Source organism: Nocardioides ungokensis (assembly GCF_013466985.1).
Taxonomy (GTDB): domain Bacteria; phylum Actinomycetota; class Actinomycetes; order Propionibacteriales; family Nocardioidaceae; genus Nocardioides; species Nocardioides ungokensis.
In genome coordinates this window covers 3,706,844-3,730,994 of record NZ_CP059164.1, presented here as the reverse complement: position 1 = coordinate 3,730,994, position 24,151 = coordinate 3,706,844, and the positions used below count along the sequence as shown (strand labels likewise).

The following is a 24,151-nucleotide window of genomic DNA, read 5'->3' as shown; positions in this document are numbered from 1 at the left end:
TCGGGGTCCGGCCCTTGTCGCGGTGCCAGAGCCGGGCGGTGTGGCGGCGCTGCGCGTGGGACCAGGCGTGCGGGCGCGCCCAGGCCTCGGGTCCTTGAGCCGGGACACCTTGCGCCAATGGTGCCAGGCGACACGAACGAGTCGCGGACCGCGGCCCGTGCGGCGGGCAGGTCCCCGGTGAGCGCGTAGGTCTGGAGGAGAAGCCGGTCGCGGGCGTCCTTGTAGAACGCGTCGAACTCGTCGGGATTCCTCATGACCGGTCCAAGGTACGGGAGCGCGCGGGGCTGGTGCCAACCGGCGTGGAGCCCCGGATCGGTCCCTCGGGCGGGTGATGATGGCCGGGCCATGACTTCGCTGCTCCCTCGATCGACCACGGCCTCCACCGGCGTCAGCGACGCAGGTGGGGACCTCGGACACCGTCGGCCCCTGGCCCTGATCGCCGTGCTGGGGGGTGCGGCGGCGGCGGCCTCGACCCTGCTGGTCTGCCTGGCGGTGGGGGTCGTGGGCTGGTTCCTGACCGACGCCGGCGCCCACGGGACCTCGCGCGGCGGACTGCGCGTGGGGGCGCTCGGGTGGCTCCTGGCCCACGGGTCCGGGATCTCCGTCGAGGGGGTGGCGATCTCGGCGGTCCCGCTGGGCGTCACGTTCCTCTGCGCGTGGGCGATCTGGCGGATCGGCCACCGGGTCGGGGACTCGGTCTCGGGTCACGGCCCGGACGCCGACGGCATCGCCGACGGCGAGCGGGACTGGACGGTCCCGGTGGCCTGGTGCTTCTTCACGCTCGGCTACCTCGCGGTCGCCCTGGTCACCGCCTCGCTCGCCACGGCCACCACCGTGGCGCCTCGCGCGGCCGGGTGGTCGAGTGGGTCGTGCTGCTGTGCGCGATGTTCGGGCTCCCGGCCATCGCGATCGGGTCGGGACGCGCCGCGATCTGGACGGCGTACCTCCCCGGGACCGTGCGCGGCGCGGCCGCGGCCTGCCGGCGCATCCTGGTGACCTGGCTCGCGATGGCCACGCTCTGCTTCCTCGGCGCCCTGGTCGTCGACCTCGGCGCGGCCGCCAACGTGATGTCCCGGCTGCACACCGACGCCGGCGACGCGAGCCTGCTGGTGCTGCTCAGTGCGGTCCTGGTGCCCAACGCGGTGGCGTTCTCGGGGTCCTACCTGCTCGGCCCCGGCTTCGCGGTCGGCGCCCACACCCTGGTCTCGCCGACGCTGGTCGTGCTCGGCCCGCTGCCGATGTTCCCGCTGCTCGCGGCGCTGCCCGACGAGGGGCCCACCCCGGGCTGGACCGTCGCCGTGGTCGCGTTGCCCGTGCTGGTCGCGGCGTACGCCGCCGTCCAGGCGCAGCGCCGGCTGCCGACCCTGCGCTGGGACGAGGGCGCGGCGCGGCTGCGCCGGGGGCGTGGCTGCCGGCGTGCTCTTCGGGTTTGCTCGCCTCCCTCGCCGGCGGTGCCGTCGGGCCCGGCCGAATGCAGCACGTCGGTCCGTTCTCCTTCGACGTGCTCGTGCACGCGATCACGGCCTTCGGCGTGGGCGGTCTCGTCGGCGGCCTGGCCGTCACCTGGTGGCAGCGCCGCGCGGCCCGTCGCGCCGCCGAGACCGCCTGAGCCCACCGGCACGCGCTGGTTAGACTGCGCGCGTGCCGACCCCCACCCCCGCGCGACTCGTCGTGCTCGTGTCGGGCTCCGGCACCAATCTCCAGGCCCTGCTCGACGCCACCGCGGACCCGGCGTACGGCGCCCGCGTGGTGGCCGTCGGCGCCGACCGCGACGACATCGAGGGCCTGGCCCGCGCCGAGCGCGCCGGCATCCCGACGTTCGTGAAGAAGGTCGGCCACTTCAGCAGCCGGGACCACTGGGGACCGCGCCATGGCCGACACCGTCGCGGCCTTCGAGCCGACCTCGTGGTGTCGGCGGGCTTCATGAAGCTGGCGGGGGAGTCGTTCCTCGAGCGGTTCGGGGGCGCTACGTGAACACCACCCGGCGCTGCTGCCGTCGTTCCCCGGGATGCACGGCGCTGCTGACGCGCTGGAGTACGGCGTGAAGGTCCCGGTGCGACTCTGTTCGTCGTCGACGCGGGCGTCGACACGGGGCCGATCCTGGCCCAGGCGGTCGTGCCGGTCGAGGACGACGACACGTCGAGTCCCTGCACGAGCGGATCAAGGGCCGAGCGGCAGATGCTGGTCGACTGCGTCGGCCGGATGGCGCGCGAGGGCTACACCATCACCGGGCGCAAGGTGAGGTTCGGCGCCCGACCATTAGTCTGGTGCGACACGACTGGCGGCAGGTGGGGTCACCACGGGGAGTGCCCCGTTCTTCGGGGGTTGGCGAGCGCATCGAACGCCTGGGTGCCTCATCGGAGGATTTCAACATCGATGAGGAGAAGTGCATGTCGGACACCCCTGAGTCGCGCATCCCGCTGAAGCGGGCCCTGGTCTCGGTCTACGACAAGTCGGGCCTGGAGGACCTCGTCCGCGGGCTCCACGACGCGGGCGTGACGCTGGTGTCGACCGGCGGGTCGGCCGCCCTGATCGAGGCCTCGGGCGTGCCCGTGCCCGTCACCCGCGTCGAGGAGCTCACCGGCTTCCCGGAGTGCCTCGACGGGCGCGTGAAGGACGCTGCACCCGAAGGTGCATGCGGCATCCTCGCCGACGCCGCCTCGATCCCACGTCCAGCAGCTCGACGAGCTCGGGGTCGAGCCGTTCGACCTGGTCGTCTCCAACCTCTACCCCTTCGTGCAGACCGTGGACCTCGGGCGCCTCGCCCGACGAGTGCGTCGAGCAGATCGACATCGGCGGTCCCTCGATGGTGCGCGCGGCCGCCAAGAACCACCCCTCGGTCGCGATCGTGACCTCGCCCGACCGCTACGCCGACGTGCTCGCGGCGGTCGGTGCCGGCGGGTTCACGCTCGAGCAGCGCCGGCAGCTGGCCGCCGAGGCTTTCGTGCACACCGCGACGTACGACGTCCACGTGGCCTCCTGGATGGGCAACGTGCTGACCGACACCAGCGCGGGCTCCGGCTTCCCGGCCTGGGCCGGCGCGACCTGGGAGAAGAAGTCGGTCCTGCGCTACGGCGAGAACCCGCACCAGCGCGCCGCGATCTACACCAGCGGCTTCGTGCCGGAGCCCGGTCTCGCGCAGGCCGAGCAGCTGCACGGCAAGGAGATGTCCTACAACAACTACGTCGACGCCGACGCGGCCCGCCGGGCGGCGTACGACTTCGACGAGCCGGCGGTGGCGATCATCAAGCACGCCAACCCGTGCGGCATCGCGGTCGGCGCGGACATCGCGGAGGCCTATGCGAAGGCGAACGCCTGCGACCCGCTGTCCGCGTTCGGCGGGGTGATCGCCACCAACCGACCGGTGTCGGTGGCGATGGCCGAGGCGATGCGCGAGACGTTCACGGAGGCCGTGGTGGCCCCGGCGTACGACGAGGGCGCGGTCGAGGTGCTGCAGTCCCTGCCACGGGGCGGCAAGAACATCCGGATCCTGGTCTGCGCGCCCGCCTCGCGCGGCGGCGTGGAGACCCGAGGGATCTCCGGTGGGCTGCTGATGCAGGCCACCGACGCGGTGGACGCCGAGGGCGACAACCCGTCGACGTGGACCCTCGCCACCGGCGAGGCAGCCCCCGACGACGTGCTCGCTGACCTGGCGTTCGCGTGGAAGGCGTGCCGTGCGGTGAAGTCCAACGCGATCCTGCTCGCCAGCGACGGCGCTTCGGTCGGCGTGGGCATGGGTCAGGTCAACCGGGTCGACTCGTGCAAGCTCGCCGTCGAGCGGGCGGGGGAGCGGGCGTCGGGCTCGGTCGCCGCGAGCGACGCGTTCTTCCCGTTCGAGGACGGGCCGCAGATCCTCATCGACGCCGGCGTGCGCGCGATCGTCCAGCCGGGCGGCTCGGTGCGCGACGAGCTCACGGTCGAGGCCGCCAAGGCAGCCGGGGTCACCATGTACTTCACCGGCACCCGGCACTTCTTCCACTGAGCGAACCGAAGTGGAAAGAGCCGAGTCGGCGCAGGTTGACCTCCCCCGCTGCGCTCCTCCGTCAACCTGCGCCGACTCGGCGGCACCAGCCGAACACCGCACTGACAGGATGACCGCATGACCGCACAGAAGCTGGACGGCACCGCGACCGCGGCGGCCATCAAGGGCGAGCTCAAGGCGCGGGTGGCCGCGCTGCGCGACGCGGGCGTGGTCCCGGGGCTGGGCACCATCCTGGTCGGCGACGACCCCGGCTCGCGGTGGTACGTCAACGGCAAGCACAAGGACTGCGCCGAAGTCGGGATCGAGTCGATCCGCGTCGACCTGCCCGCCACCGCGACCCAGCAGGAGATCGAGGAGGCGGTCCACCGCCTGAACGCCGACCCCGCGTGCACGGGCTACATCGTGCAGCTGCCGCTGCCGACCGGACGTGACGAGAACCGGGTCCTCGGCCTGGTCGATCCCGCCAAGGACGCCGACGGGCTCCACCCGACGAACCTCGGCTGGCTGGTCCTCGGCACGGAGGCGCCGTTGCCGTGCACCCCGAACGGGATCGTCGAGCTGCTGCGCCGCCACGACGTCGAGATCGCCGGAGCCGACGTCGTGGTCGTCGGCCGTGGCGTCACCGTCGGCCGGCCGCTCGGCCTGCTGCTCACCCGCCGCTCGGAGAACGCCACGGTCACGCTGTGCCACACCGGCACGCGCGACCTCGCCGCGCACGTCCGGCAGGCAGACATCGTGGTGGCCGCGGCCGGGGTGCCCGGGATCATCACCCGCGACATGGTCAAGCCGGGCGCTGCCGTCCTCGACGTGGGGGTCTCCCGGGTCGAGGGCAAGCTCGCCGGCGACGTGGCCGATGACGTCTGGGACGTCGCCGGCTGGGTCTCGCCCAACCCGGGAGGTGTCGGGCCGATGACCCGCGCGATGCTGCTGTCCAACATCGTGTCGATGGCCGAGAAGGCCCAGGGTTGACGGTCGAGCGCGCCGTGACCGACCCCGCCCTGCCGCCGGACGACGCCGATGGCACCCATGACGTCGACGGCGTCCATGGCGTTGATGACGGCGTTGACGGCGTCGATGACGACGTCGATGGCGTCGACGGCGCCGACGAGCCGAAGGGCCGTCGCTACCCGTCCACGATCGGGGGCATCTTCTACCTCGTCGTGCTCGCGGCGACGGCGGTCGGCATCGGGATCGTCTCGACGGGGGACTGGCGCCCGGGCATCCGCTGGATCGCCGGTGGGTTGATCCTGGCGGCCGCGGCGCGGTTGATCCTGCCCGCCCGTGACGCCGGGATGCTCGCCGTACGCCACCGTCTCGTCGACTGCCTCATGCTCGCCGGCGTCGGCGTCCTCCTGATCTTCCTGGCCAGCACGATCCCCAACCAGCCGGTCTAAGTCTCCCGCGCAGCAGAACGCCGGCCCGTCGACGTGCGACGGGCCGGCGTTCTGTATGTCAGGGCCGGATCGGGCTCAGATCAGGCCGAGCTCCTTGACGGCGGCGCGCTCCTCCTCGAGCTCGGCGACAGACGCGTCGATCTTGCCGCGCGAGAAGTCGTCGATCTCGAGGCCCTGGACGATCTCCCAGTTGCCGTCCTTGGTGGTCACCGGGAACGAGGAGATGATGCCCTCGGGCACGCCGTAGGACCCGTCCGAGGCCACGGCCATCGACACCCAGTTGTCGTCGGGGGAGCCGAGAAGCCAGTCGCGGGCGGCGTCGATGGTGGCCGACGCAGCGGAGGCGGCGGAGGAAGAGCCCCGCGCCTCGATGATCGCGGCGCCGCGCTTGGCGACGGTCGGGATGAAGTCGTTCTCGATCCAGGCCTGGTCGCCCACGACCTCGGCGGCGTTGCGGCCACCCACCTCGGCGTGGAAGACGTCGGGGTACTGCGTCGCGGAGTGGTTGCCCCAGATGGTCATCCGCTTGATGTCGGTCACCGCCGCGCCGGTCTTGGCCGCGAGCTGGGAGATCGCGCGGTTGTGGTCGAGGCGCGTGAGCGCGGAGAAGCGCTCCTGCGGGATGTCGGGCGCGTTGGTCATCGCGATCAGCGCGTTGGTGTTGGCCGGGTTGCCGGTCACGCCGATGCGGATGTCGTCGGCGGCCACCTCGTTGAGCGCCTTGCCCTGGGCGGTGAAGATCGCGCCGTTGGCGGAGAGCAGGTCGCCACGCTCCATGCCCTTGGTGCGCGGGCGGGCGCCGACGAGCAGGGCCAGGTTGGCGCCGTCGAAGATGGTGTTGGCGTCGTCGCCGATCTCGACGCCGGCCAGGGTCGGGAACGCGCAGTCGTCGAGCTCCATGACGACACCCTCGAGGGCCTTCAGCGCCGGGGTGATCTCCAGCAGCCGCAGCTCGATGGGGCGGTCCGCGCCGAGCAGTGCGCCGCTGGCGAGGCGGAAGAGAAGGCTGTAGCCGATCTGGCCGGCGGCACCGGTGACGGCCACCTTGAGGGGAGTAGAGCTCACGTGGACTCCTTGTCGGACGGCGTGCCCGGGTCCGGGCAGACGGGTTGAATCTCTGGCCGACGCTAGCAGCGTGGCCACGCGTGCGACGACGGAGGTCCACGCGCTCGGACACCACCCGTACGCCATGCTGTGGCCATGACTGGAAGGGGGACCGGCCCGAAGGTACGCCGCGTGCTCGCGGCCTTGGCCGTCCTTGCCGCGGTGTCCCCGACAACCACCTCCTGTGCCGGCGGCCGCCCACCGTTCCGCCGTCGGGGGTGGACGAGCTGCAGATCCCCACCCCCTCGGCCGACCCGCGCGACTTCGTCGACGGCGTCGACAACCGCTGGTTCCCGCTGGAGCCGGGCACGACGTGGACCTACCGGACCACCGGCGACGGGGGCGACCGCACCGAGGTCGTGTCCGTCACCGACCGCACCAAGGTCGTGCAGGGCGTGACCACCACCGTGGTGCGCGACGTGATCGCCGGCGACAACGGCAAGGTCGTCTCGGAGACCTTCGACTGGTACGCCCAGGACGTCGCGGGCAATGTCTGGAAGTTCGGCGCCGATGTCACGGCCCACCACCACGGCCGGCGTGACACCACCGGCTCGTGGGAGGCAGGGGTGCACGGCGCGGAGGCCGGCCTGATGATGGCCGCGCACCCGCGGGTCGGCGACGGCTACCTCCAGGAGCACGCGCCCGGGGTGGCCGAGGACCAGTCCGAGGTCCTCTCCATCACCGAGCAGCGCAGCGTCCCGCTCGACGACTACGAGGACCTGGTGGAGACCGAGGACACCTCGGCGCTCGAGCCCGCCCTGGAGCAGCGCAAGTACTACGCGCCCGGGTGGGGCTGGTCTATGCGGAGACCATCGGTGGAGGGAACCTGAGCGTGCAGCTGGTGGGGTTGACCCGGGGCTGAGGCGCTCATTGGGGTGGCCGGGTCACTCACGCCTTCGGGTGCGGATCCAGGTGGGTGGTGGGGCTCCGGGTCTTGGGGGTGGGAGGAACTCGGGCCTGCCGTCTCCTGGGTTGAGGCGGACCTGCCAGGGGGGTGGTGGATGGTGCGGTGGTGGTGGCCGCAGAGCAGCACCAGGTTCTCGAGACTTGTGGCGCCGTGGTCGGCCCAGGGGACGATGTGGTGGGCGTGGCCCATCACCGGGGGTCTGGTGCAGCCGGGGAACGCGCAGTGCCGGTCGCGGCAGACCAGGGCCCGCCAGATCGCGGGGGTGACCAGTCGGCTGGTGCGGCCGACGTCGAGAACCTCGCCCTGGGTGCCGAGGGCGATGGGGATGAGGTCGGCGTCGCAGGCCATCCGCCGAATAGTCGCGGGGGTGAGCTCCAGCCCGTCGTCGGTGACCGCTGTGCCGTTGGTGGGAAGTCGGTGCCGAGGGTGGCCCAGTCGATCTGTTCCTGGAGGGCCTCGAGGCTGGTGGTGACCGCGATCCGGGGCCTGGCGCCGTGGCAGTCGGGTGGCAGGTCGGTGGTCAGGGCGTGCCGGCAGGTCTCGACCAGCGCGTCCCAGAGCCGGGCGCCGTGGTCGCGGGGGTCCACGTTCTCCTCACCCGTGGTCGGGTCGACCGCGGGCTGGGGCTTGGTGAGCGGGGGAGGGCGGCCTTGATCGCGGCGGCGTCCTCGACGGTGCCGCGGCCGCGGAGCCGGATGCCGCCGGCGCCGTCCTCGACGATGCCAGGAACCGACCGTGGTGGGCGGCCCGGTCCTGCCGGTCCAGCTCCTTTCGGTCTTGCGTTCGGCGCGTCGGGGTCGGCGACCTCGACCAGGTGCCGGCGGCCTTGGCCAGGTCGGTCGCGTTCAGGCGGGACGCGGCATCGAGGAGGAACGCCTCCCCGTCCGCCCGCACCTGGGCATCGGTGGGAGTCGGTCGACCGCGTCCACGATCACCGCCGCCTGCTCGGGTGAGACCCGGCCGGCGACCATCGCGGCTGCGTCGCGGACCGCTCATGCACGAGCACCTCGGCCTGGCGGATGGTCTGGTGGCCGGTGCCGCGGTGGGTGCCGGCCAGGTGGGTGAACCACTCCGCGGTCGACCCCCACGCCAACTCACCCTTGGCGACCCCGCGGGCGTGCACCTCGCCAGCACCCCGGCTCGAGGGCGGCGAGGTGGGCGCGGAGCCGCTCGGCCACCACCACCGCCTCGACCAGCTCCTCCGAGGTCCTGGCCACCCACATCGTCTCGTCCAGATCAGCCACCAGCGTGTTGGCAGCAGCGAGCACCCCGGCGGGGGTGGTCGGCGTACCGGTGGGCTGCTCCATGACCCAACTCAACCAGAGGCCACCGACAGTCAGGAGGCGCTGACCTGCGGTTATCCACCGGCGAAGATAACGAATCGATCACATGTTCGAGACATTCCCGATGGTTGCCCAAGGACCGCCGACCCGCAGCCCGGGAAGCAACCTCAACCCCGACGGGCGTCCCCCGCGTAGCTGCCAAGAAGACCGCAACCCCCCAGCAGCCTGAAGGCCGAAGGGAGCAACGCTCCGCTACGCGTGGCCGCCGCCTGTCGGCGGCTGCTGCTGCTGGGCCGGGATCCACTGCTGGCTCTGGGGTCCCACTGCCAGCCGTTCTCGATGATCGGCTCGGTGCCCCAGGCCCCCGCCTGCTCTGCCTGCTGAGCCTGGTGCGCCTGCTGGGCCTGCTCCTGCGCGACCTGGGCCTGCGCCTGCACGGCGGGGTTCTCCTGGTTCCACTCCTGCTGGTACTGGTCGGGGGCGCCGTAGCCCGGCACGGCGGCGGGCGCCGCGAGAAGGTGAAGCCGGAGCCCGGCACCGGCTCGCTGCCCATGCCGAAGAGTGCGGTGTAGGACGCGCCGGCGACCGCGCCGCCGATGAGCGGCGCCAGGATGAACAGCCAGAGCTGGATGACCGCGTCGGTGCCGGCGAAGACGCCGACCCCGATCGAGCGGGCCGGGTTCACCGACGTCCCGGTGGCTCCGATCGAGGCGAAGTGGATCATCGTGAGCGCGAGGCCGATCGCCAGCGGCGCCAGCGCCGGGTGCTCGTTGCGGGCATCCGTGACGGCCAGGATCACCCACACGAAGACGGTGGTCATGAGCAGCTCGAGCAGGAACGCCGCCCACCAGGCGAAGCCGCTCGCGCCGACGGCGTCGCCGTACGAGTTCTGCCCCATGTGCCCCGTGGACGTGTAGCCGGGGAAGCCGTGCAGCAGGACGAAGAGCGTGAAGCCCGCGAGCAGCGCGCCGGCCAGCTGCGCGGCCACGTAGATCAACACCTGGCTCCAGGCCATCCGGCCGCCGAGCGCGGCGCCGACCGAGACCGCGGGGTTGAAGTGGCCGCCCGAGATCCTGCCGAACGCATAGATCATGACCAGCACGGTGAACCCGAATGCGAAGCCGGTGGCGACGTAGTTGCCACCGCTGATCACGGCGGCTCCGCAACCGAAGAACACCAGCACGAAGGTTCCGATGACCTCCGCGGACAGCTTCTGGGCGGTGGTGGTCGTCTCTGCCATCTCCGACTGCCTCCTCGTGCGCGAGGCCCCGTCCGTCGGGGTCGATCCGCAGTCTAGTCCCGGCGCTGCCTCGGCTCCTGAGACCTTCGTTGCTCCCGCGGCGGGCGGATGCCACGCTGAGTGGGTCGTACCCGTCAGGTATCTTGACGTCAAGAAATGTTTCCCTCGTCTCAGGAGTCGCCGAACCCCATGGCCAAGATCATCTACACGCACACGGACGAGGCGCCCCTGCTGGCGACCTACTCCTTCCTGCCGATCATCCAGGCGTACGCCGCCCAGGCCGGCGTCGAGGTCGAGACCCGGGACATCTCGCTCGCGGGCCGGATCATCGCGCAGTTCCCCGAGCGCCTCACCGACGAGCAGCGGATCGACGACGCCCTCGCCGAGCTCGGTGAGCTGGCCACCAAGCCCGAGGCCAACATCATCAAGCTGCCCAACATCTCCGCCTCCATCCCGCAGCTCAAGGCCGCGGTCAAGGAGCTGCAGGAGAAGGGCTACGACCTGCCCAGCTACCCCGAGAACCCCCAGTCCGACGAGGACAAGGAGATCCGGGCCAAGTACGACAAGGTCAAGGGCTCCGCGGTCAACCCGGTGCTGCGCGAGGGCAACTCCGACCGCCGTGCGCCGGCGTCGGTGAAGAACTACGCCAAGGCCCACCCCCACCGCATGGGCAAGTGGAGCCCCGACTCCAAGACCAACGTCGCCACCATGGGCAAGGACGACTTCCGCTCCAACGAGAAGTCCGTGGTCCTCCCGGCCGACGACACCCTGACCATCAAGCACGTCGCCGCGGACGGCACCGAGACGGTGCTCAAGGACGGCATCAAGGTGCTGAAGGGCGAGGTCGTGGACGGCACGTTCATGAACGTCGCCGCGCTCCGCCGTTTCCTGGCCGAGCAGATCGCCCGCGCCAAGGCCGAGGACGTGCTGTTCTCGGTGCACCTCAAGGCGACGATGATGAAGGTCTCCGACCCGATCATCTTCGGCCACGTCGTGCAGGCGTTCTTCCCCACGCTCTTCGAGCAGTACGGCGAGGCCCTGGCCGCGGCCGGCATCTCCCCGAACGACGGCCTCGGCGCCCTCCTCAACGCGGTCACGGACCTGCCTGAGGGCGACGCGATCAAGTCGGCGGTCGACGCCGGCATCGCCGACGGCCCCGCGATGGCGATGGTCGACTCCGACAAGGGCATCACCAACCTGCACGTGCCCTCCGACATCATCATCGACGCCTCGATGCCTGCGATGATCCGCACCTCCGGCCACATGTGGGGCCCCGACGGCGGCGAGGCCGACACCCTCGCGGTCATCCCGGACTCCTCCTACGCCGGCGTCTACCAGACCGTCCTCGACGACTGCCGCGCGCACGGCGCCTTCGACCCCTCGACCATGGGCTCGGTGCCCAACGTCGGCCTGATGGCCAAGGCGGCCGAGGAGTACGGCTCCCACGACAAGACCTTCGAGATCCCGGCCGCGGGCAAGGTCCAGGTCGTCAACGGCGCCGGTGAGGTGCTGATCGAGCACGACGTGGAGCCCGGCGACATCTGGCGCGCCTGCCAGACCAAGGACGAGCCGATCCGCGACTGGGTCAAGCTCGCCGTCACCCGCGCCCGCGCCACCGGTGCCCCGGCGGTCTTCTGGCTCGACGAGACCCGCGCCCACGACGCCAACCTGATCGCGAAGGTCAAGGAGTACCTCCCCGAGCACGACACCGACGGTCTGACCATCGAGATCATGGCCCCGCCGAGGCGACGGCGTACTCCCTCGAGCGGATCCGCAAGGGCGAGGACACCATCTCGGTCACCGGCAACGTGCTGCGCGACTACAACACCGACCTGTTCCCGATCCTCGAGCTCGGCACGTCGGCGAAGATGCTCTCGGTCGTCCCGCTCATGAACGGCGGCGGCCTCTTCGAGACCGGCGCCGGCGGCTCGGCACCCAAGCACGTGCAGCAGCTGGTCAAGGAGAACTACCTGCGCTGGGACAGCCTCGGTGAGTTCTTCGCGCTGGCCGCGTCGTTCGAGCACCTCGCGGGGTACGCCGACAATGCGCGCGCCAAGGTCCTCGCCGACACCCTCGACAAGGCCACTGGCACGTTCCTCGAGCAGGACAAGTCGCCGACCCGCAAGATCGGCGGCATCGACAACCGCGGCTCGCACTTCTACCTGGCGATGTACTGGGCCCAGGAGCTGGCGAAGCAGTCCGAGGACGCCGACCTCGCCGCCGCCTTCAAGGGTCTCGCCGACACCCTGAGCGCCAACGAGGACACGATCGTGGCCGAGCTCAACGGGGTGCAGGGCTCGCCGGCCGACATCGGGGGCTACTACCAGCCCGATGACGAGAAGGCCGACCACGTGATGCGTCCGTCGAAGACGCTCAACGAGGCTCTCGCGACCCTCTGATCCACCCGCCGAGTCGGCGCTGTTGTACCCCGAAAGGGGGCATCAGCGCCGGCTCGGCGCCATGTGGTGGTCAACCTGCGCCGACTCGGCGGGTTGTGGTCGTTGCGTCCACGAGCGTGGAATAGGCGCCGCAGGGGCCGCGGTTGGAGACTGTGAGTGCTGCGTACGCCGTCAGCCGCCCCTCCGCACCCGACCGGGAAGACTCACCTTCCGTCATGACGACGACCGCACCCGCCCCCATCGAGACCGGCACCCGCACCGGCCACTTCGTCCTCGCCGTCCTCGCCCTCGCGATGGGCGGCTTCGCCATCGGTACGACGGAGTTCGTGACGATGGGGCTGCTGCCGCAGATCGCCGACGGGGTCGACACCTCGATCCCGGTCGCCGGCCACGTCATCTCCGCCTACGCGCTCGGCGTCGTCGTCGGCGCCCCGGTGCTGGCGTTCTTCGGCGCCAAGTGGCCCCGGCGCGGACTGCTGGTGGCGCTGATGCTGGCGTACGCCGTGTTCAACGCCGCGAGCGCCCTGGCCACCGACTACCACCTGCTGTTCGCCGCCCGCTTCCTCGCGGGCCTGCCGCACGGCGCCTACTTCGGCGTGGCCTCGCTGGTCGCCGCCAGCATGGCGCCCACCGGCCGCAAGGGGCGCGCCGTCGCGATGGTGATGCTCGGCCTGTCGGTCGCCAACGTGGTCGGCGTGCCGGCGGCGACCTGGCTGGGCCAGCACCTCGGCTGGCGCTCGGCCTACTGGGCGGTCGCCGCCCTCGCGCTGCTGACCGTCGCGATGGTCGTGGCCTACGTGCCGTCCTGCCCGGGCGACCCGGAGGCGACCGGCCGCCGCGAGCTCAAGGCGTTCTCCAAGCCGCAGGTGTGGCTGACGCTGCTCGCCGGGGCGATCGGCTTCGGCGGCATGTTCGCGGTCTACAGCTACATCTCGCCGACGCTGACCGAGGTGGGTGGGCTCTCCGAGTCGTCCGTCCCGGTCGCCCTGTTCGTCTTCGGGCTCGGCATGGTCGCCGGCACCTGGGTCGCCGGCGAGCTGGCCGACTGGTCGATCTACCGCGCGCTGCTGATCGGGTCGGTGGGCATGGGCGGGGTGCTGCTGCTGTTCTGGGCGCTCGCGCCCCACGGCTGGTGGTCCCTGCTGCCGGTCTTCCTGATCACGGTGCTCGGCTCCGTGCTGGTCGTGAACCTCCAGCTGCGCCTCATGGACGTCGCCGGCGACGCGCAGACCCTCGGCGCGGCGATGAACCACGCCTCACTCAACGTCGCCAACGCGCTCGGCGCCTGGCTCGGCGGCCTGGTGATCGCAGCGGGCCACGGCTACCGCGCCCCGGCGCTGGTCGGGGTCGCCCTGTCCGTCGGCGGCCTGCTCGTGATCCTGGCCTCCGCGGCCGTTCACGTGCGTACGTCGGTGGCCAGCAGGTCGTAGCCCGCGAGGTCGACGACCTCGCCCGCGCCCGTGCGGGCGGCGTTCCGCTGGATCCCGGTGGGCCGCATCCCGTTGGCCTCGAGGACCCGCCGCGAGGCCGCGTGCGGCGCGGAGGCGTACGCCGCGAGCCGCTCGAGGCCCAGTGTCTCGAACGCGTACCGGATGGCGAGGCCCGCCGCCCGCGTCGTCAGGCCCTGGCCCCGCGCCTCGGGGTGCGCCCAGTAGCCGACCTCGGGCTCGACGTCCATCCGGTAGAGCCCCACCACGCCGAGCAGCCGGTCGTCGTCGCTCGCGCAGAAGGCCCACGTGATCGTGTGGTTCGTCGCGAGCCGCTCCTGGACCGTCTCGAGGTAGGCGCGCCCCTCGGCCTCGCCCGGGTCCCGCGGCATGAACGCCAGCCAGTACTGCGTGCCGGCGTCGCCGATGCCCTCGACCACCCGGGGCACGTCGGCCTCGGTGAAGGGGCGCAGCCGGACGCCGTCCCCCTCCACGACCGGGTTCGCCAGCCAGGTCGTGCGCGGCTCGCGTGGGTCGTCATGCAGCAGGATGCCGACCCAGCCGTCCAGCAGCTCGCCGCGGTGGGGCAGCCAGGAGCGCAGGGTGCCGTCGAAGGAGAAGCCCAGCCGCCAGGCCAGCTTCCGCGAGGCCCAGTTGCCGCGGTTGGCATACCAGACCACGGTCTGCAGGCCCTGCTCGGCGAACCCCCACTCCAGCATCAGCCGCAGCGCCCGCTCGATCGCGCCGGTGCCGCGCACCCACGGGTGGGAGCCGAAGGCGATCTCGGCGCGGCCGCTGCCCTCGTTGCGCAGCGAGATGGTGCCGGCGTACCTGCCGTCCACCTCGACCGCGAAGCCCCACTCCGAGTCGTCGGTCCAGCCCTTCGGCATGAACTCTCCGACGAAGGCGTGGGCGTGCTCCATCGCGTACGGCACCGGCACCGTGGTCCACCGCTGCGAGAGCGGGTCCTGGCTCTGCTCGTAGGCGCCCTGCGCGTCGTCGGCCCGATGGGCGCGGATGGTCACGGTGCCGTCGGTGAGGGTGGGTGCCTGAGCCATGGCCGAACCCTGCCAACCCCGGCCGGGCGGGGCAAACCGAAATCAGCACGACCCGCGACCACGGACGTCCCCAGAACGGGCGATGGCGCTCCGGCGGGCCGAGGACTCCAATGGGGGGAGGCCACGCGGGGGAGAAACAGGAGCACCCCGATGACCCAGCAGTACGACGGCTTGACCATCCGGCCCGGAGACCACGGCTACGACGAGACCCGCCGCGTCTTCAACGGGATGATCGACCGCAGGCCGGAGCGGATCCTGAGGCCATCGAACGCCGACGAGGTGGCGGCGGCCGTGCGCTGGGCCGTCGAGGCAGGCTCGCCGCTCTCGGTGTACGGCGGCGGCCACGGCGTCACCGGCTCGGCCGTCGTCGACGGGGGCGTCTGCCTGGACCTGCGCGCCCTGGACGGGATCGAGGTGCGGCCCGACGAGCGGCTCGCGAGGGTCGGTGGCGGGGCGACCTGGGGGCCGGTCGACGCGGCCACCCAGGAGTTCGGCCTCGCTGTCACCGGCGGCCGCGTCACCACCACCGGCGTCGCCGGGCTGACCCTGGGCTCGGGCAGCGGCTGGCTCGAGCGCTGCTGCGGGCTGACCTGCGACAGCCTGGTGTCGATGCAGGTGGTCACCGCCGACGGGCGGATCGTGACCGCCTCGGCGGAGGAGAACCCCGACCTGTTCTGGGCCCTGCGGGGCGGTGGCGGCAACTTCGGGGTCGTCACCGAGTTCACCTTCGGCCTCCACGAGGTGGGACCGCTGGTGCTGGGCGGGATGCTGCTCTACCCCGGCTTCCTCACGCGTGATCTGATCAAGTTCTGGCGCGACCTGGTGCAGGACGCCCCCGACGCCCTGGGGTCGGGCGTCGCGCTGATCACGGCGCCGCCGGCCGAGTTCGTCCCCGAGCCGGCCCGAGGGCAGCCCGCCGCGGGTGTCATCGTCTGCTGGGCCGGTGACATCGACGAGGGCCAGCGCTTCCTGGCGCCGCTGCGGGACTTCGGCCCGCCGGCGGTCGACCTCGTGCAGCCGATGCCCTACACGGCGGTACAACAGCTGATCGACGAGCCCAACCCGGCGGGCATGCACAACTACTGGAGCGGCGACTTCCTGGCCGAGCTGCCCGACGAGGCCGTCGACCGGCTCGTGGCGCAGGCGCAGCCGGCCCCGTCGCCGCTGACCCAGATCATCCTGCTCCAGGGTGGTGGCGCGGTCTCGCGGGTGGGTGAGGACGAGACCGCGTTCGGCCAGCGGCAGGCGCCGTACAACCTGCACTACCTCGGAATGTGGCCGCCCGACCACGCCGAGGACCAGCGCAACATCGCCTTCATCCGCGACCTGGCCGCGGCGATGAAGCCCTGGACGACCGGCAACGCCTACCTCAACTTCATCGGCGAGGAGGGGCTGGGCCGGGTGGAGGCGGCCTTCGGGCCGGAGAAGTTCGCCCGGCTGCAGGCCATCAAGGACGTGTGGGACCCGACCAACGTGTTCCGCCACAACCAGAACATCCCGCCCTCCCGGGAGACCGTCGCTGCGGGTGCCGGCGCCGGCACGGTCGGCTGACCCCCGATCCCGCCGGGGCGCCTCCCCGCGTGCGGGCTCCCGGAGCGATCGGGGAGAATGGCGCCCATGTCCACCACGACCGAGCTCGAGACCGCCACGTCCGCGGCGGCGACGGGCACCTCCCGGCCGCGCGTGCTCTCGGGCATCCAGCCGACGGCCGACTCGTTCCACTTCGGCAACTACCTCGGCGCGCTGCGCCAGTGGGTGGACCTGCAGCAGGACTACCAGCCCTTCTTCTTCATCGCCGACCTGCACGCGATCACCGTCGAGCAGGACCCCAAGGTGCTGCGCGAGCGCTGCCTGCGGGCGGCGGCGCAGCTGCTGGCCATGGGCATCGACCCCGACCGGTCGGCGATCTTCATCCAGAGCCAGGTCCCCGCCCACGCCCAGCTCGGCTGGGTCCTGCAGTGCCTGACCGGCTTCGGCGAGGCCCGCCGGATGACGCAGTTCAAGGACAAGTCGGCCAAGGGCGGCGAGGGTGCGGCCAGCGTCGGGCTGTTCACCTACCCGGTGCTCCAGGCGGCCGACATCCTGCTCTACCGGCCGCACTTCGTGCCCGTCGGCGAGGACCAGCGCCAGCACCTCGAGCTGACCCGGGACCTCGCGCAGCGGTTCAACCACCGCTACAAGAAGACCTTCCGGCTCCCGGAGCCCTACATCCTCAAGGCGACCGCCAAGATCGCCGACCTCCAGGACCCGACGTCGAAGATGTCGAAGTCCGCCTCCTCGCCCGCCGGCATCATCGAGATGCTCGACGACCCGAGGGCGAGCGCGAAGAAGATCCGCTCCGCGGTCACCGACTCCGGCTCCGACATCCGCTTCGACACCGAGGAGAAGCCGGGGGTGAGCAACCTGCTCACCATCTACTCGGCCCTCACCGGCCGCCCGATCGCCGACCTCGAGCAGGACTACGCGGGCCGGGGCTACGGCGACCTGAAGAAGGAGCTCGCCGAGGTCGTCGTCGACTTCGTCACCCCGTTCCGTGAGCGGACGCTCGAGCTGCTCGACGACCAGGCCCACCTGACCGACGTGCTCCGCCGCGGCGCGGAGCAGGCCCACGCCGTCGCGGACGCGACCCTGCGCGACGTCTACCAGCGGGTCGGCTTCGTGGCCGCCCCCCAGTAGGGTCGACCGAACACCACCCGGAGGGACGTCCCAGATGCCAACGATCGGAGTCGCGCTCGCCATCCCCGAGCCGTGGGCGAGCCAGCTCCAGGACTACCGCACCTCGATCGGCGACACGACGGCGACGATGATCCCCACCCACATCACGCTGGTGCCCCCGACCGAGGTCGCCGACGACGAGATGGTCGACATCGAGAAGCACCTCACCGAGGTCGCCTCCGACGCCGCCGGCTTCAGGGTCCACCTGCGGGGGACCGGGACGTTCCGTCCCGTCTCCCCGGTGGTGTTCGTGACCGTGGCCGAGGGGATCTCCGCCTGCGAGCAGCTGGCCGGCGCCGTACGCCGCGGTCCGCTCGCCGTCGAGATCGCCTTCCCCTACCACCCCACGTGACGATCGCCCACCACCTCGACGACGACCGGCTCGACCGCGCGTTCGAGGACCTGGCCGACTTCGAGTGCCACTTCGACGTCGCCGGCTTCCACCTCTACGTGCACGACGAGCAGGACGGCTGGCAGCCCACCCAGGACTTCCGGCTGGCCGCGGCCCGCAGCTGATCGGTGCCCTCTCTCCGGCAGCGCGTCAGCGCACGCATCTCCCACCTGCGCGCCCGCAGGCCCCTGGTCGATCACGCCGTGCGCATGCAGGAGCACTACGGCGCGGTGAACGCCGGCCAGCAGGCCGGCGCGGTCACCTACTTCGCCTTCCTGTCCTTCTTCCCGATCCTCGCGCTCTCGTTCTTCGTCGTGGGCTGGATCGCGAAGGTGTACCCCGGAGCGAAGCGCGACCTGCGCAACGCCGTCAACGGCCTCCTGCCCCACCTGGTGGGACCCGAGAAGGGGCAGATCCGGCTGCAGGACATCGAGTCCGCGGCCGCCGCGGTCGGACTCATCGGGGTGGCCGTGCTCCTCTACTCCGGCCTCGGCTGGCTGTCGGCGATGCGGGACGCGCTGATCGTGGTGTTCGAGCTCCCGTCGAAGGAGCAGCCGAGCTTCGTGGGCGGCAAGCTCCGTGACGTCCTCACCCTTTTCGTGATCGGCGTCGTCCTGCTGCTGTCGGTCGCCGTTGCCGGCCTCGTGGGCGGCTTCTCCCAGGACCTGCTCGCCTGGCTCCAGCTCAGCACGCAGCTGGACTGGCTGGTGAGGCTCGTGACGCTGGTGCTCGGGTTCGGCGCCAACGTCCTGCTCTTCTTCGCGATGTTCGTGCTGCTGGCCGAGCCACCCACGCCGCGACGGTCGCTGTGGTCGGGCGCACTGCTCGGCGGCATCGGCTTCGAGGTCCTCAAGCAGCTCTCCGGGCGGCTGTTCGCCGCCACCCAGGGCAGCCCGGCGTTCCAGGCCTTCGGCATCGCGCTGATCCTGGTGGTGTGGATCAACTACTTCTCCCGGGTGGTGCTCTACGCGGCCGCCTGGGCGCACACCTCGCCGGCGGCCCGGGCGCAGCGCGTGGGTGAGCAGGCCGCGCCGGCACAGGGACCGCAGACGCCGGACCTCACCGAGGTCACGCGGTCGCCCGGGGCCCGGCCGGCCTGGGTGGCCCCGTTCATCGCCGGGGGCGCCACCGCGCTCGCCGCGACCGCCGTACTCAGGAAACGACTCTCGAAGGACCACACGTGAAGCTCGAACGCAAGCACGGCTGGCTGCTGCTCGCCGTCGCCGTCTGGAACGTCGTCATCTGGCTGACGTTCGCCAAGAACCTCTCCGCGGCGCACTCGCGCGGCGAGGACCACCCGACGGGCTACTGGGTCGCGCACACGATCCTGATCATCGTGGACCTGGTCATCGCAGTCGTGCTGGCGCGCCTCGGCTGGAAGCTGCTGAAGGCGGACGACGAAACAGCGAAGACGACGAAGTAGGGCGGTGACCGCCGGTCACCGCCCTGCCTCATCACACCGGATTTCGACGCGCTCGCGCGACTTCGTCCCTCGGGCGCCCCGCTGCTCAGTGACCGTGCCGCATGGCGGCGTGCAGGTCCCAGTTGAGGCGGGAGATCACGTCGAGCGGGATCTCCTTGGGGCAGGCAGCGGTGCACTCGCCGATGTTGGTGCAGCCGCCGAAGCCCTCGGCGTCGTGCTGCGCGACCATGCCGACGACGCGGTTGTCACGCTCCGGCTGGCCCTGCGGGAGCTCGCCGAGGTGCGTGATCTTGGCGCCCATGAAGAGCGACGCCGACCCGTTGGGGCAGGCGGCGACGCACGCGCCGCACCCGATGCAGGTCGCCACGTTGAAGGCGCGCATCGCGTCGTCGCGGGGGACCGGGACGGAGTGCGCCTCGGGGGCCGAGCCCGTGTTGACGGAGATGAAGCCGCCGGCCTGGATGATCCGGTCGAAGGCGCCGCGGTCGACGACGAGGTCCTTCATGACCGGGAACGCGTCGGCGCGCCAGGGCTCGATGACGATCTCGTCACCGTCCTTGAACGAGCGCATGTGCAGCTGGCAGGTCGTGGTGACCTCGGGCCCGTGCGCCTGGCCGTTGATCATCAGGCCGCACATGCCGCAGATGCCCTCGCGGCAGTCGGAGTCGAAGGCCACCGGGTCCTCGTCCTTGGCGATGAGGTCCTCGTTGAGCACGTCGAGCATCTCGAGGAACGACATGTCCTCGGAGACCCCGTCGATCTCGTAGGTGTGCATGGCGCCGGCGGACTCAGCGTTGGGCTGGCGCCAGATCTTGAGGGTCAGTCTCATCGCTTGATCGCTCGCTCGCAGTTCGACCGCACAGGTGCGGTGGTGGGCAGGTGCAGACCGATGCGGTCTCTCGCTTCGCTCACTTGTAGCTCCGCTGCTTCATCTCGATGGCCGTGTAGACGAGGTCTTCCTTGTGCAGCACGGGCGGCTCGTCGTCTCCGGCGAACTCCCAGGCCGCGACGTAGGCGAAGGTCTCGTCGTGACGCAGCGCCTCGCCGTCCTCGGTCTGCGACTCCCCGCGGAAGTGGCCGCCGCAGGACTCGCGCCGGTTCAGGGCGTCGATGCACATCAGCTCGCCGAGCTCGAAGAAGTCGGCCACGCGGCCGGCCTTCTCCAGCGACTGGTTGATGCTCTCGTTGGTGCCGAGGACCTTCACGTTGCGGTGGAAGTCGTCCTTGAGCGTGCGGATGAGGTCGATGGCCTTCTTCAGCCCGTCCTCGGTCCGCTCCATGCCGCAGTACTCCCACATGATGTTGCCGAGCTCGCGGTGGTACGAGTCGACGCTGCGGGTGCCGTTGTTGGTCAGGAAGTGGTCGATCCGCGAGCGGACCGCCTGCTCGGCCTCGACGACCGCCGGGTGGTCCGCGGGGACCTTCTCGAACGGGCCGTCCGCGAGGTAGTCGCGGATGGTGTGCGGGAGGACGAAGTAGCCGTCGGCCAGGCCCTGCATCAGCGCCGAGGCGCCGAGGCGGTTGGCCCCGTGGTCGGAGAAGTTCGCCTCGCCGGTGACGAACAGGCCGGGGATCGAGGACTGCAGGTCGTAGTCGACCCACAGGCCGCCCATGACGTAGTGCACGGCGGGGTAGATCCGCATCGGCACCTCGTAGGGGTTCTCACCCGTGATCCGCTCGTACATGTCGAAGAGGTTGTCGTACTTCTCCTCGATGCCTGCCTTGCCCAGGCGCTCGATCGCGGCGCCGAAGTCCAGGTAGACACCGCGGCGGACGCCGTCGACCTCGGGGCCGACACCGCGGCCCTCGTCGCAGACGTTCTTGGCCGCGCGCGAGGCGATGTCGCGGGGGACCAGGTTGCCGAACGAGGGGTAGATCCGCTCCAGGTAGTAGTCGCGGTCCTCCTCGGGGATGTCGCGCGGGTCCTTCTCGCAGTCGGACTTCTTCTTCGGCACCCAGATCCGGCCGTCGTTGCGCAGCGACTCCGACATCAGGGTCAGCTTCGACTGGTGCGAGCCGGAGACGGGGATGCAGGTCGGGTGGATCTGCGTGTAGCAGGGGTTGGCCATGTAGGCGCCCTTGCGGTGCGCACGCCACGAGGCGGTGACGTTGCAGCCCATCGCGTTGGTCGAGAGGTAGAAGACGTTGCCGTAGCCGCCGCTGGCGAGGACCACCACGTCGGCGAGGTGCGTCTCGATCTCGCCGGTGACCATGTCGCGGGCGATGATGCCGCGGGCCTTGCCGTCCACGACGATGACCTCGAGCATCTCGTGCCGGGTGTACGTCGTGACGGTGCCGGCGGCTACCTGGCGCTCCAGCGCCTGGTAGGCCCCGAGCAGCAGCTGCTGGCCCGTCTGGCCGCGCGCGTAGAAGGTGCGGGAGACCTGCACGCCGCCGAAGGAGCGGTTGTCGAGCAGGCCGCCGTACTCCCGGGCGAAGGGGACGCCCTGGGCGACGCACTGGTCGATGATGTTCACGCTGACCTCGGCCAGGCGGTAGACGTTCGACTCGCGCGAGCGGTAGTCGCCGCCCTTGACGGTGTCGTAGAAGAGGCGGTGGACCGAGTCGCCGTCCTCCTTGTAGTTCTTGGCCGCGTTGATGCCGCCCTGCGCGGCGATCGAGTGGGCGCGCCGCGGGGAGTCCTGGTAGCAGAAGGACTTCACGACGTAGCCGGCCTCGCCGAGGGTGGCGGCCGCGGAGGCGCCGGCCAGGCCGGTGCCGACGATGATCACCGACAGCTTGCGGCGGTTGGCCGGGTTGACGAGGCGGGCCTCGAACTTCCGCGTGTTCCAGCGCTCGTTGACCGGGCCGCCGGGCGCCTTGGTGTCGGCGATCGGGGCGCCGGGGGTGTAGTAGCCGGCGGCGTCGTCGCCGTGCTCACCCGGTGCGTCGTGGGAGGGGTCGGAGGTGGTGGTGGTGTCCGGGAACTCGGTCATGTGCGGGACCCCTTACTTGGTGATGACGCCGAAGAGGACGAAGAGCGGGACCAGGGAGAAGCCGCCGGCGATGACCACCGCGACGATCCAGCCCAGGGTCTTCGCGTTGCGGCGCGCCTTGGCGTTGTTGGTGAGGCCGAGGGTCTGCGAGGCGCTCCACACACCGTGGTGCAGGTGCAGCCCGAGCGTGACCATCGCGACGAGGTAGATCAGGGTCAGCCACCACACGTCGAAGGAGTCGACGAGCAGGTTGTACGGGTCGTTGGTGGCGCCGCCCGCGACGTTGACCTTGGGCACGGTGAACTCCAGCAGGTGCCAGACGATGAAGAGCAGCAGCGTCAGCCCGCCCCAGCGCATGAAGCGCGAGGAGAAGGAGGAGGCGGCGTTCTTCTTCACCTGGTACTTCACCGTGCGCGCCTTGCCGGCCCGCTGCCACAGCGTGACCGCGGCGTACACGTGCACCACCAGCGCCACGACGAGCACGACGCGGATCACCCAGAGCAGGCCCGCGTGCGGCAGCATCGGCTCGCCGATGGTGCGCAGGTGCTCGGCATAGGTGTTGTAGGCGTCGTGGCCCGCGAAGGCCTTGAGGTTGCCGTACATGTGCAGGAGCACGAACAGGATGAAGATGATGCCGCTGACTGCCATCAGCATCTTCAGGGCGATGGTCGAGCGCGTCGAGCGCGCTCCCTTGACAAGGGTCGTCGTGGCCACGAGACGCCACGCTACCGCGCAGAGTTCCCCCGTTTGACCGCGGGGAGTGTGAGATAGATCCGGTTACCGGGCGGTTCGCTCAGGCAGGCGACGGGTAACGGTGATCGGCGGCGAGCAGGGGCCGGTAGTGACGGCTCACGAGCTCGTCGACGGCGGTCCGCCAGTCCCGCTCCAGCGCGAGCTCACGACCCCGGGCCCCGAGCAGGGCGCGACGAGGGTCCGCCGCCACGGCGGACACGGCCCTGCGCATCGCGTGCGGGTCCGCCGGGTCGTAGAGCAGGCCGGTCTCGAGGTTGCGGACCACGTGGAGGGCGCCTCCCGAGCGGGGCGCCACCACGGGCGTCCCGCTGGCCGCGGCCTCCCGCAGGGCGTGGCAGCAGGTCTCGTGCTCACCCGGGTGGACGAGCAGGTCGAGCGAGGCCAGCGCCACCGTCAGGTCGCCGGTCTGCAGCTCCCCGGTGAGCTTGGCCTCCGGCAGCCGCGAGGCGAGCCAGCGGTGCAGCGAGCCGTCGCCGATGACCACCGGCCGGATCCCCGGCACCGACGCCAGCTCGGCCAGTCGGCGTACGCCGTGGCGGGCCTCGAGGCTGCCCACGAAGCCCACCACGACGTCTGCCCCGCTGCGTGAGCGGGCACGCGACCAGCTGGCGTGGAGCCAGGGGTCGCGGAGTTGGGGAGTGAACGCCGCGGTGTCGACGCCCGGGGTCCACAGCCCGGCCGTGGCGCCCAGGTCGCGGGCCCGGTCCACCATCCAGGGGGTCGTGACCAGCAGGGCGTCGGCCCGGTCGGCGACCTTGGACCGCCAGTAGTCGGCGGTCAGGTCGAGCACCGGGGACTGCTCCACCACCACGCTCGGGACGCCGAGCTGCCGGGCCGCCTTGAGCGCCTTGCGCCCCACGGCGCCCGGCGAGGTGACGTGGACGAGGTCGGGGGCGAGACCGGTGAGGACCTCCCGCAGGCGGGAGGTGGAGCGGTCGAGCCCCGAGATTCGCGCGACGCGGCTGCGCCGGTAGATGCCGAGACCGGGCCCGGGCGCCACGACGGACACCTCGTGGCCGGTGTCGATCAGCCGGTCCGCGACCGCCTTGACGGTGGTGGTCGTGCCGTCGACGGCCGGGTAGAAGGCCTCGGTGACGAGCGTGATCCGCATGCCTCGACAGTGGCGGCACGAGGCGTCG

19 protein-coding genes, 5 pseudogenes and 1 riboswitch are annotated in these 24,151 nt (G+C 71.3%); of the genes and pseudogenes, 15 read left to right on the top strand and 9 right to left on the bottom strand.

Going from position 1 to position 24,151, the window contains the following annotated elements; translation table 11 throughout:
- The first annotated feature begins 345 nt into the window (after window positions 1–345).
- The 7 genes and pseudogenes from H0S67_RS25870 (at window position 346) to H0S67_RS18405 (ending at window position 5,376) form a co-directional block, all read left to right on the top strand.
- On the top strand, window positions 346–996 hold the full coding sequence (locus H0S67_RS25870; RefSeq protein WP_246354870.1) for a cell division protein PerM: 651 nt from the start codon (window positions 346–348) through the stop codon (window positions 994–996).
- A pseudogene (locus tag H0S67_RS25865) lies at window positions 885–1,331 on the top strand (cell division protein PerM); the annotation flags it as partial. The gene H0S67_RS25870 and the pseudogene H0S67_RS25865, both read left to right, overlap by 112 nt.
- 140 nt (window positions 1,332–1,471) lie before the next feature.
- A complete protein-coding gene (locus H0S67_RS25860; RefSeq protein WP_246355448.1) occupies window positions 1,472–1,609 on the top strand; it encodes a hypothetical protein in 138 nt (45 codons plus the stop codon).
- 32 nt (window positions 1,610–1,641) lie between these two features.
- A pseudogene (purN, locus tag H0S67_RS18420) lies at window positions 1,642–2,118 on the top strand (phosphoribosylglycinamide formyltransferase); the annotation flags it as partial.
- Window positions 2,119–2,264: 146 nt separating this feature from the next.
- Window positions 2,265–2,358: riboswitch (ZMP/ZTP riboswitch) on the top strand.
- A 32-nt stretch (window positions 2,359–2,390) separates the two neighbouring features.
- Window positions 2,391–3,982: pseudogene (gene purH / locus H0S67_RS18415) on the top strand (bifunctional phosphoribosylaminoimidazolecarboxamide formyltransferase/IMP cyclohydrolase).
- 117 nt (window positions 3,983–4,099) lie between these two features.
- Complete coding sequence (locus H0S67_RS18410) at window positions 4,100–4,951, top strand: bifunctional methylenetetrahydrofolate dehydrogenase/methenyltetrahydrofolate cyclohydrolase (RefSeq protein WP_180934218.1); 852 nt, start codon at window positions 4,100–4,102, stop codon at window positions 4,949–4,951.
- Between the two features lie 14 nt (window positions 4,952–4,965).
- Window positions 4,966–5,376, top strand: a complete 411-nt coding sequence (locus H0S67_RS18405) for a DUF3017 domain-containing protein (RefSeq protein WP_246354869.1) — start codon at window positions 4,966–4,968, stop codon at window positions 5,374–5,376.
- 75 nt (window positions 5,377–5,451) lie between these two features.
- Here the strand turns inward: H0S67_RS18405 and H0S67_RS18400 are convergent, their stop codons facing one another.
- Complete coding sequence (locus tag H0S67_RS18400; protein WP_180934217.1) at window positions 5,452–6,441, bottom strand: malate dehydrogenase; 990 nt, start codon at window positions 6,439–6,441, stop codon at window positions 5,452–5,454.
- A 257-nt stretch (window positions 6,442–6,698) separates the two neighbouring features.
- On the opposite strand from H0S67_RS18400, the gene H0S67_RS18395 reads away from it, so the two are divergent.
- Complete coding sequence (locus H0S67_RS18395) at window positions 6,699–7,310, top strand: hypothetical protein (protein WP_180934216.1); 612 nt, start codon at window positions 6,699–6,701, stop codon at window positions 7,308–7,310.
- Here the strand turns inward: H0S67_RS18395 and H0S67_RS28420 are convergent.
- From H0S67_RS28420 to H0S67_RS18380, 3 genes are all read right to left on the bottom strand, one after another.
- A complete protein-coding gene (locus H0S67_RS28420; RefSeq protein WP_425489945.1) occupies window positions 7,256–7,822 on the bottom strand; it encodes an HNH endonuclease in 567 nt (188 codons plus the stop codon). The genes H0S67_RS18395 and H0S67_RS28420 overlap by 55 nt on opposite strands.
- Before the next feature lie 659 nt (window positions 7,823–8,481).
- Window positions 8,482–8,631 carry a hypothetical protein gene (locus tag H0S67_RS18385; protein ID WP_180934215.1) on the bottom strand — a complete coding sequence of 50 codons (150 nt, stop codon included), beginning with the start codon at window positions 8,629–8,631 and terminating at the stop codon, window positions 8,482–8,484.
- Window positions 8,624–9,910 carry an aquaporin gene (locus H0S67_RS18380; RefSeq protein WP_180934214.1) on the bottom strand — a complete coding sequence of 429 codons (1,287 nt, stop codon included), beginning with the start codon at window positions 9,908–9,910 and terminating at the stop codon, window positions 8,624–8,626. Before H0S67_RS18380 ends, H0S67_RS18385 begins: the two co-directional genes overlap by 8 nt.
- Window positions 9,911–10,099: 189 nt before the next feature.
- Between H0S67_RS18380 and H0S67_RS18375 the strand changes: the two are divergent.
- A pseudogene (locus tag H0S67_RS18375) lies at window positions 10,100–12,309 on the top strand (NADP-dependent isocitrate dehydrogenase).
- Window positions 12,310–12,524: 215 nt separating this feature from the next.
- Window positions 12,525–13,739: an MFS transporter gene (locus H0S67_RS18370; protein WP_180934213.1), complete on the top strand. Its 1,215-nt coding sequence runs from the start codon at window positions 12,525–12,527 to the stop codon at window positions 13,737–13,739.
- Here the strand turns inward: H0S67_RS18370 and H0S67_RS18365 are convergent.
- Entirely contained in the window at window positions 13,706–14,794 is a 1,089-nt protein-coding gene (locus tag H0S67_RS18365) for a GNAT family N-acetyltransferase (protein ID WP_180934212.1), read from the bottom strand. The two genes, H0S67_RS18370 and H0S67_RS18365, sit on opposite strands and share 34 nt — an antisense overlap.
- 150 nt (window positions 14,795–14,944) lie before the next feature.
- On the opposite strand from H0S67_RS18365, the gene H0S67_RS18360 reads away from it, so the two are divergent.
- The 5 genes and pseudogenes from H0S67_RS18360 (at window position 14,945) to H0S67_RS18340 (ending at window position 19,323) form a co-directional block, all read left to right on the top strand.
- The gene (locus H0S67_RS18360; RefSeq protein WP_180934211.1) at window positions 14,945–16,345 is read left to right on the top strand and encodes an FAD-binding oxidoreductase; all 1,401 of its coding nucleotides are present in this window, start codon (window positions 14,945–14,947) and stop codon (window positions 16,343–16,345) included.
- A 66-nt stretch (window positions 16,346–16,411) separates the two neighbouring features.
- Window positions 16,412–17,470: a tryptophan--tRNA ligase gene (trpS, locus tag H0S67_RS18355; protein WP_180934210.1), complete on the top strand. Its 1,059-nt coding sequence runs from the start codon at window positions 16,412–16,414 to the stop codon at window positions 17,468–17,470.
- Between the two features lie 34 nt (window positions 17,471–17,504).
- Window positions 17,505–18,025, top strand: a pseudogene (locus H0S67_RS18350) (2'-5' RNA ligase family protein).
- 84 nt (window positions 18,026–18,109) lie between these two features.
- A complete protein-coding gene (locus H0S67_RS18345; protein ID WP_180934209.1) occupies window positions 18,110–19,084 on the top strand; it encodes a YihY/virulence factor BrkB family protein in 975 nt (324 codons plus the stop codon).
- Entirely contained in the window at window positions 19,081–19,323 is a 243-nt protein-coding gene (locus H0S67_RS18340) for an SCO4848 family membrane protein (protein WP_180934208.1), read from the top strand. The genes H0S67_RS18345 and H0S67_RS18340 overlap by 4 nt, the downstream gene beginning before the upstream one ends.
- Before the next feature lie 85 nt (window positions 19,324–19,408).
- On the opposite strand, the gene H0S67_RS18335 is transcribed toward H0S67_RS18340, so the two are convergent.
- From H0S67_RS18335 to H0S67_RS18320, 4 genes are all read right to left on the bottom strand, one after another.
- Window positions 19,409–20,152, bottom strand: coding sequence for a succinate dehydrogenase/fumarate reductase iron-sulfur subunit (locus H0S67_RS18335; RefSeq protein ID WP_180934207.1), 744 nt, complete (start codon window positions 20,150–20,152; stop codon window positions 19,409–19,411).
- Window positions 20,153–20,231: 79 nt separating this feature from the next.
- Window positions 20,232–22,259 carry a fumarate reductase/succinate dehydrogenase flavoprotein subunit gene (locus tag H0S67_RS18330; protein WP_180934206.1) on the bottom strand — a complete coding sequence of 676 codons (2,028 nt, stop codon included), beginning with the start codon at window positions 22,257–22,259 and terminating at the stop codon, window positions 20,232–20,234.
- 12 nt (window positions 22,260–22,271) lie between these two features.
- The gene (locus tag H0S67_RS18325) at window positions 22,272–22,973 is read right to left on the bottom strand and encodes a succinate dehydrogenase cytochrome b subunit (protein WP_180934205.1); all 702 of its coding nucleotides are present in this window, start codon (window positions 22,971–22,973) and stop codon (window positions 22,272–22,274) included.
- A 79-nt stretch (window positions 22,974–23,052) separates the two neighbouring features.
- Window positions 23,053–24,123 (bottom strand): glycosyltransferase, encoded by a 1,071-nt coding sequence (locus H0S67_RS18320; RefSeq protein ID WP_180934204.1) that lies wholly within the window; start codon window positions 24,121–24,123, stop codon window positions 23,053–23,055.
- Window positions 24,124–24,151: the final 28 nt, after the last annotated feature.

What these genes read in the sequence shown, in the direction of transcription:
- H0S67_RS25870 (WP_246354870.1), top strand. Translation starts at nt 346, where the DNA reads ATGACTTCGCTGCTCCCTCGATCGACCACGGCCTCCACCGGCGTCAGC.
- H0S67_RS25860 (WP_246355448.1), top strand. Translation starts at nt 1,472, where the DNA reads ATGCAGCACGTCGGTCCGTTCTCCTTCGACGTGCTCGTGCACGCGATC.
- H0S67_RS18410 (WP_180934218.1), top strand. Translation starts at nt 4,100, where the DNA reads ATGACCGCACAGAAGCTGGACGGCACCGCGACCGCGGCGGCCATCAAG.
- H0S67_RS18380 (WP_180934214.1), bottom strand. Translation starts at nt 9,910, where the DNA reads ATGGCAGAGACGACCACCACCGCCCAGAAGCTGTCCGCGGAGGTCATC.
- H0S67_RS18370 (WP_180934213.1), top strand. Translation starts at nt 12,525, where the DNA reads ATGACGACGACCGCACCCGCCCCCATCGAGACCGGCACCCGCACCGGC.
- H0S67_RS18365 (WP_180934212.1), bottom strand. Translation starts at nt 14,794, where the DNA reads ATGGCTCAGGCACCCACCCTCACCGACGGCACCGTGACCATCCGCGCC.
- H0S67_RS18360 (WP_180934211.1), top strand. Translation starts at nt 14,945, where the DNA reads ATGACCCAGCAGTACGACGGCTTGACCATCCGGCCCGGAGACCACGGC.
- trpS (WP_180934210.1), top strand. Translation starts at nt 16,412, where the DNA reads ATGTCCACCACGACCGAGCTCGAGACCGCCACGTCCGCGGCGGCGACG.
- H0S67_RS18345 (WP_180934209.1), top strand. Translation starts at nt 18,110, where the DNA reads ATGCAGGAGCACTACGGCGCGGTGAACGCCGGCCAGCAGGCCGGCGCG.
- H0S67_RS18335 (WP_180934207.1), bottom strand. Translation starts at nt 20,152, where the DNA reads ATGAGACTGACCCTCAAGATCTGGCGCCAGCCCAACGCTGAGTCCGCC.
- H0S67_RS18330 (WP_180934206.1), bottom strand. Translation starts at nt 22,259, where the DNA reads ATGACCGAGTTCCCGGACACCACCACCACCTCCGACCCCTCCCACGAC.
- H0S67_RS18320 (WP_180934204.1), bottom strand. Translation starts at nt 24,123, where the DNA reads ATGCGGATCACGCTCGTCACCGAGGCCTTCTACCCGGCCGTCGACGGC.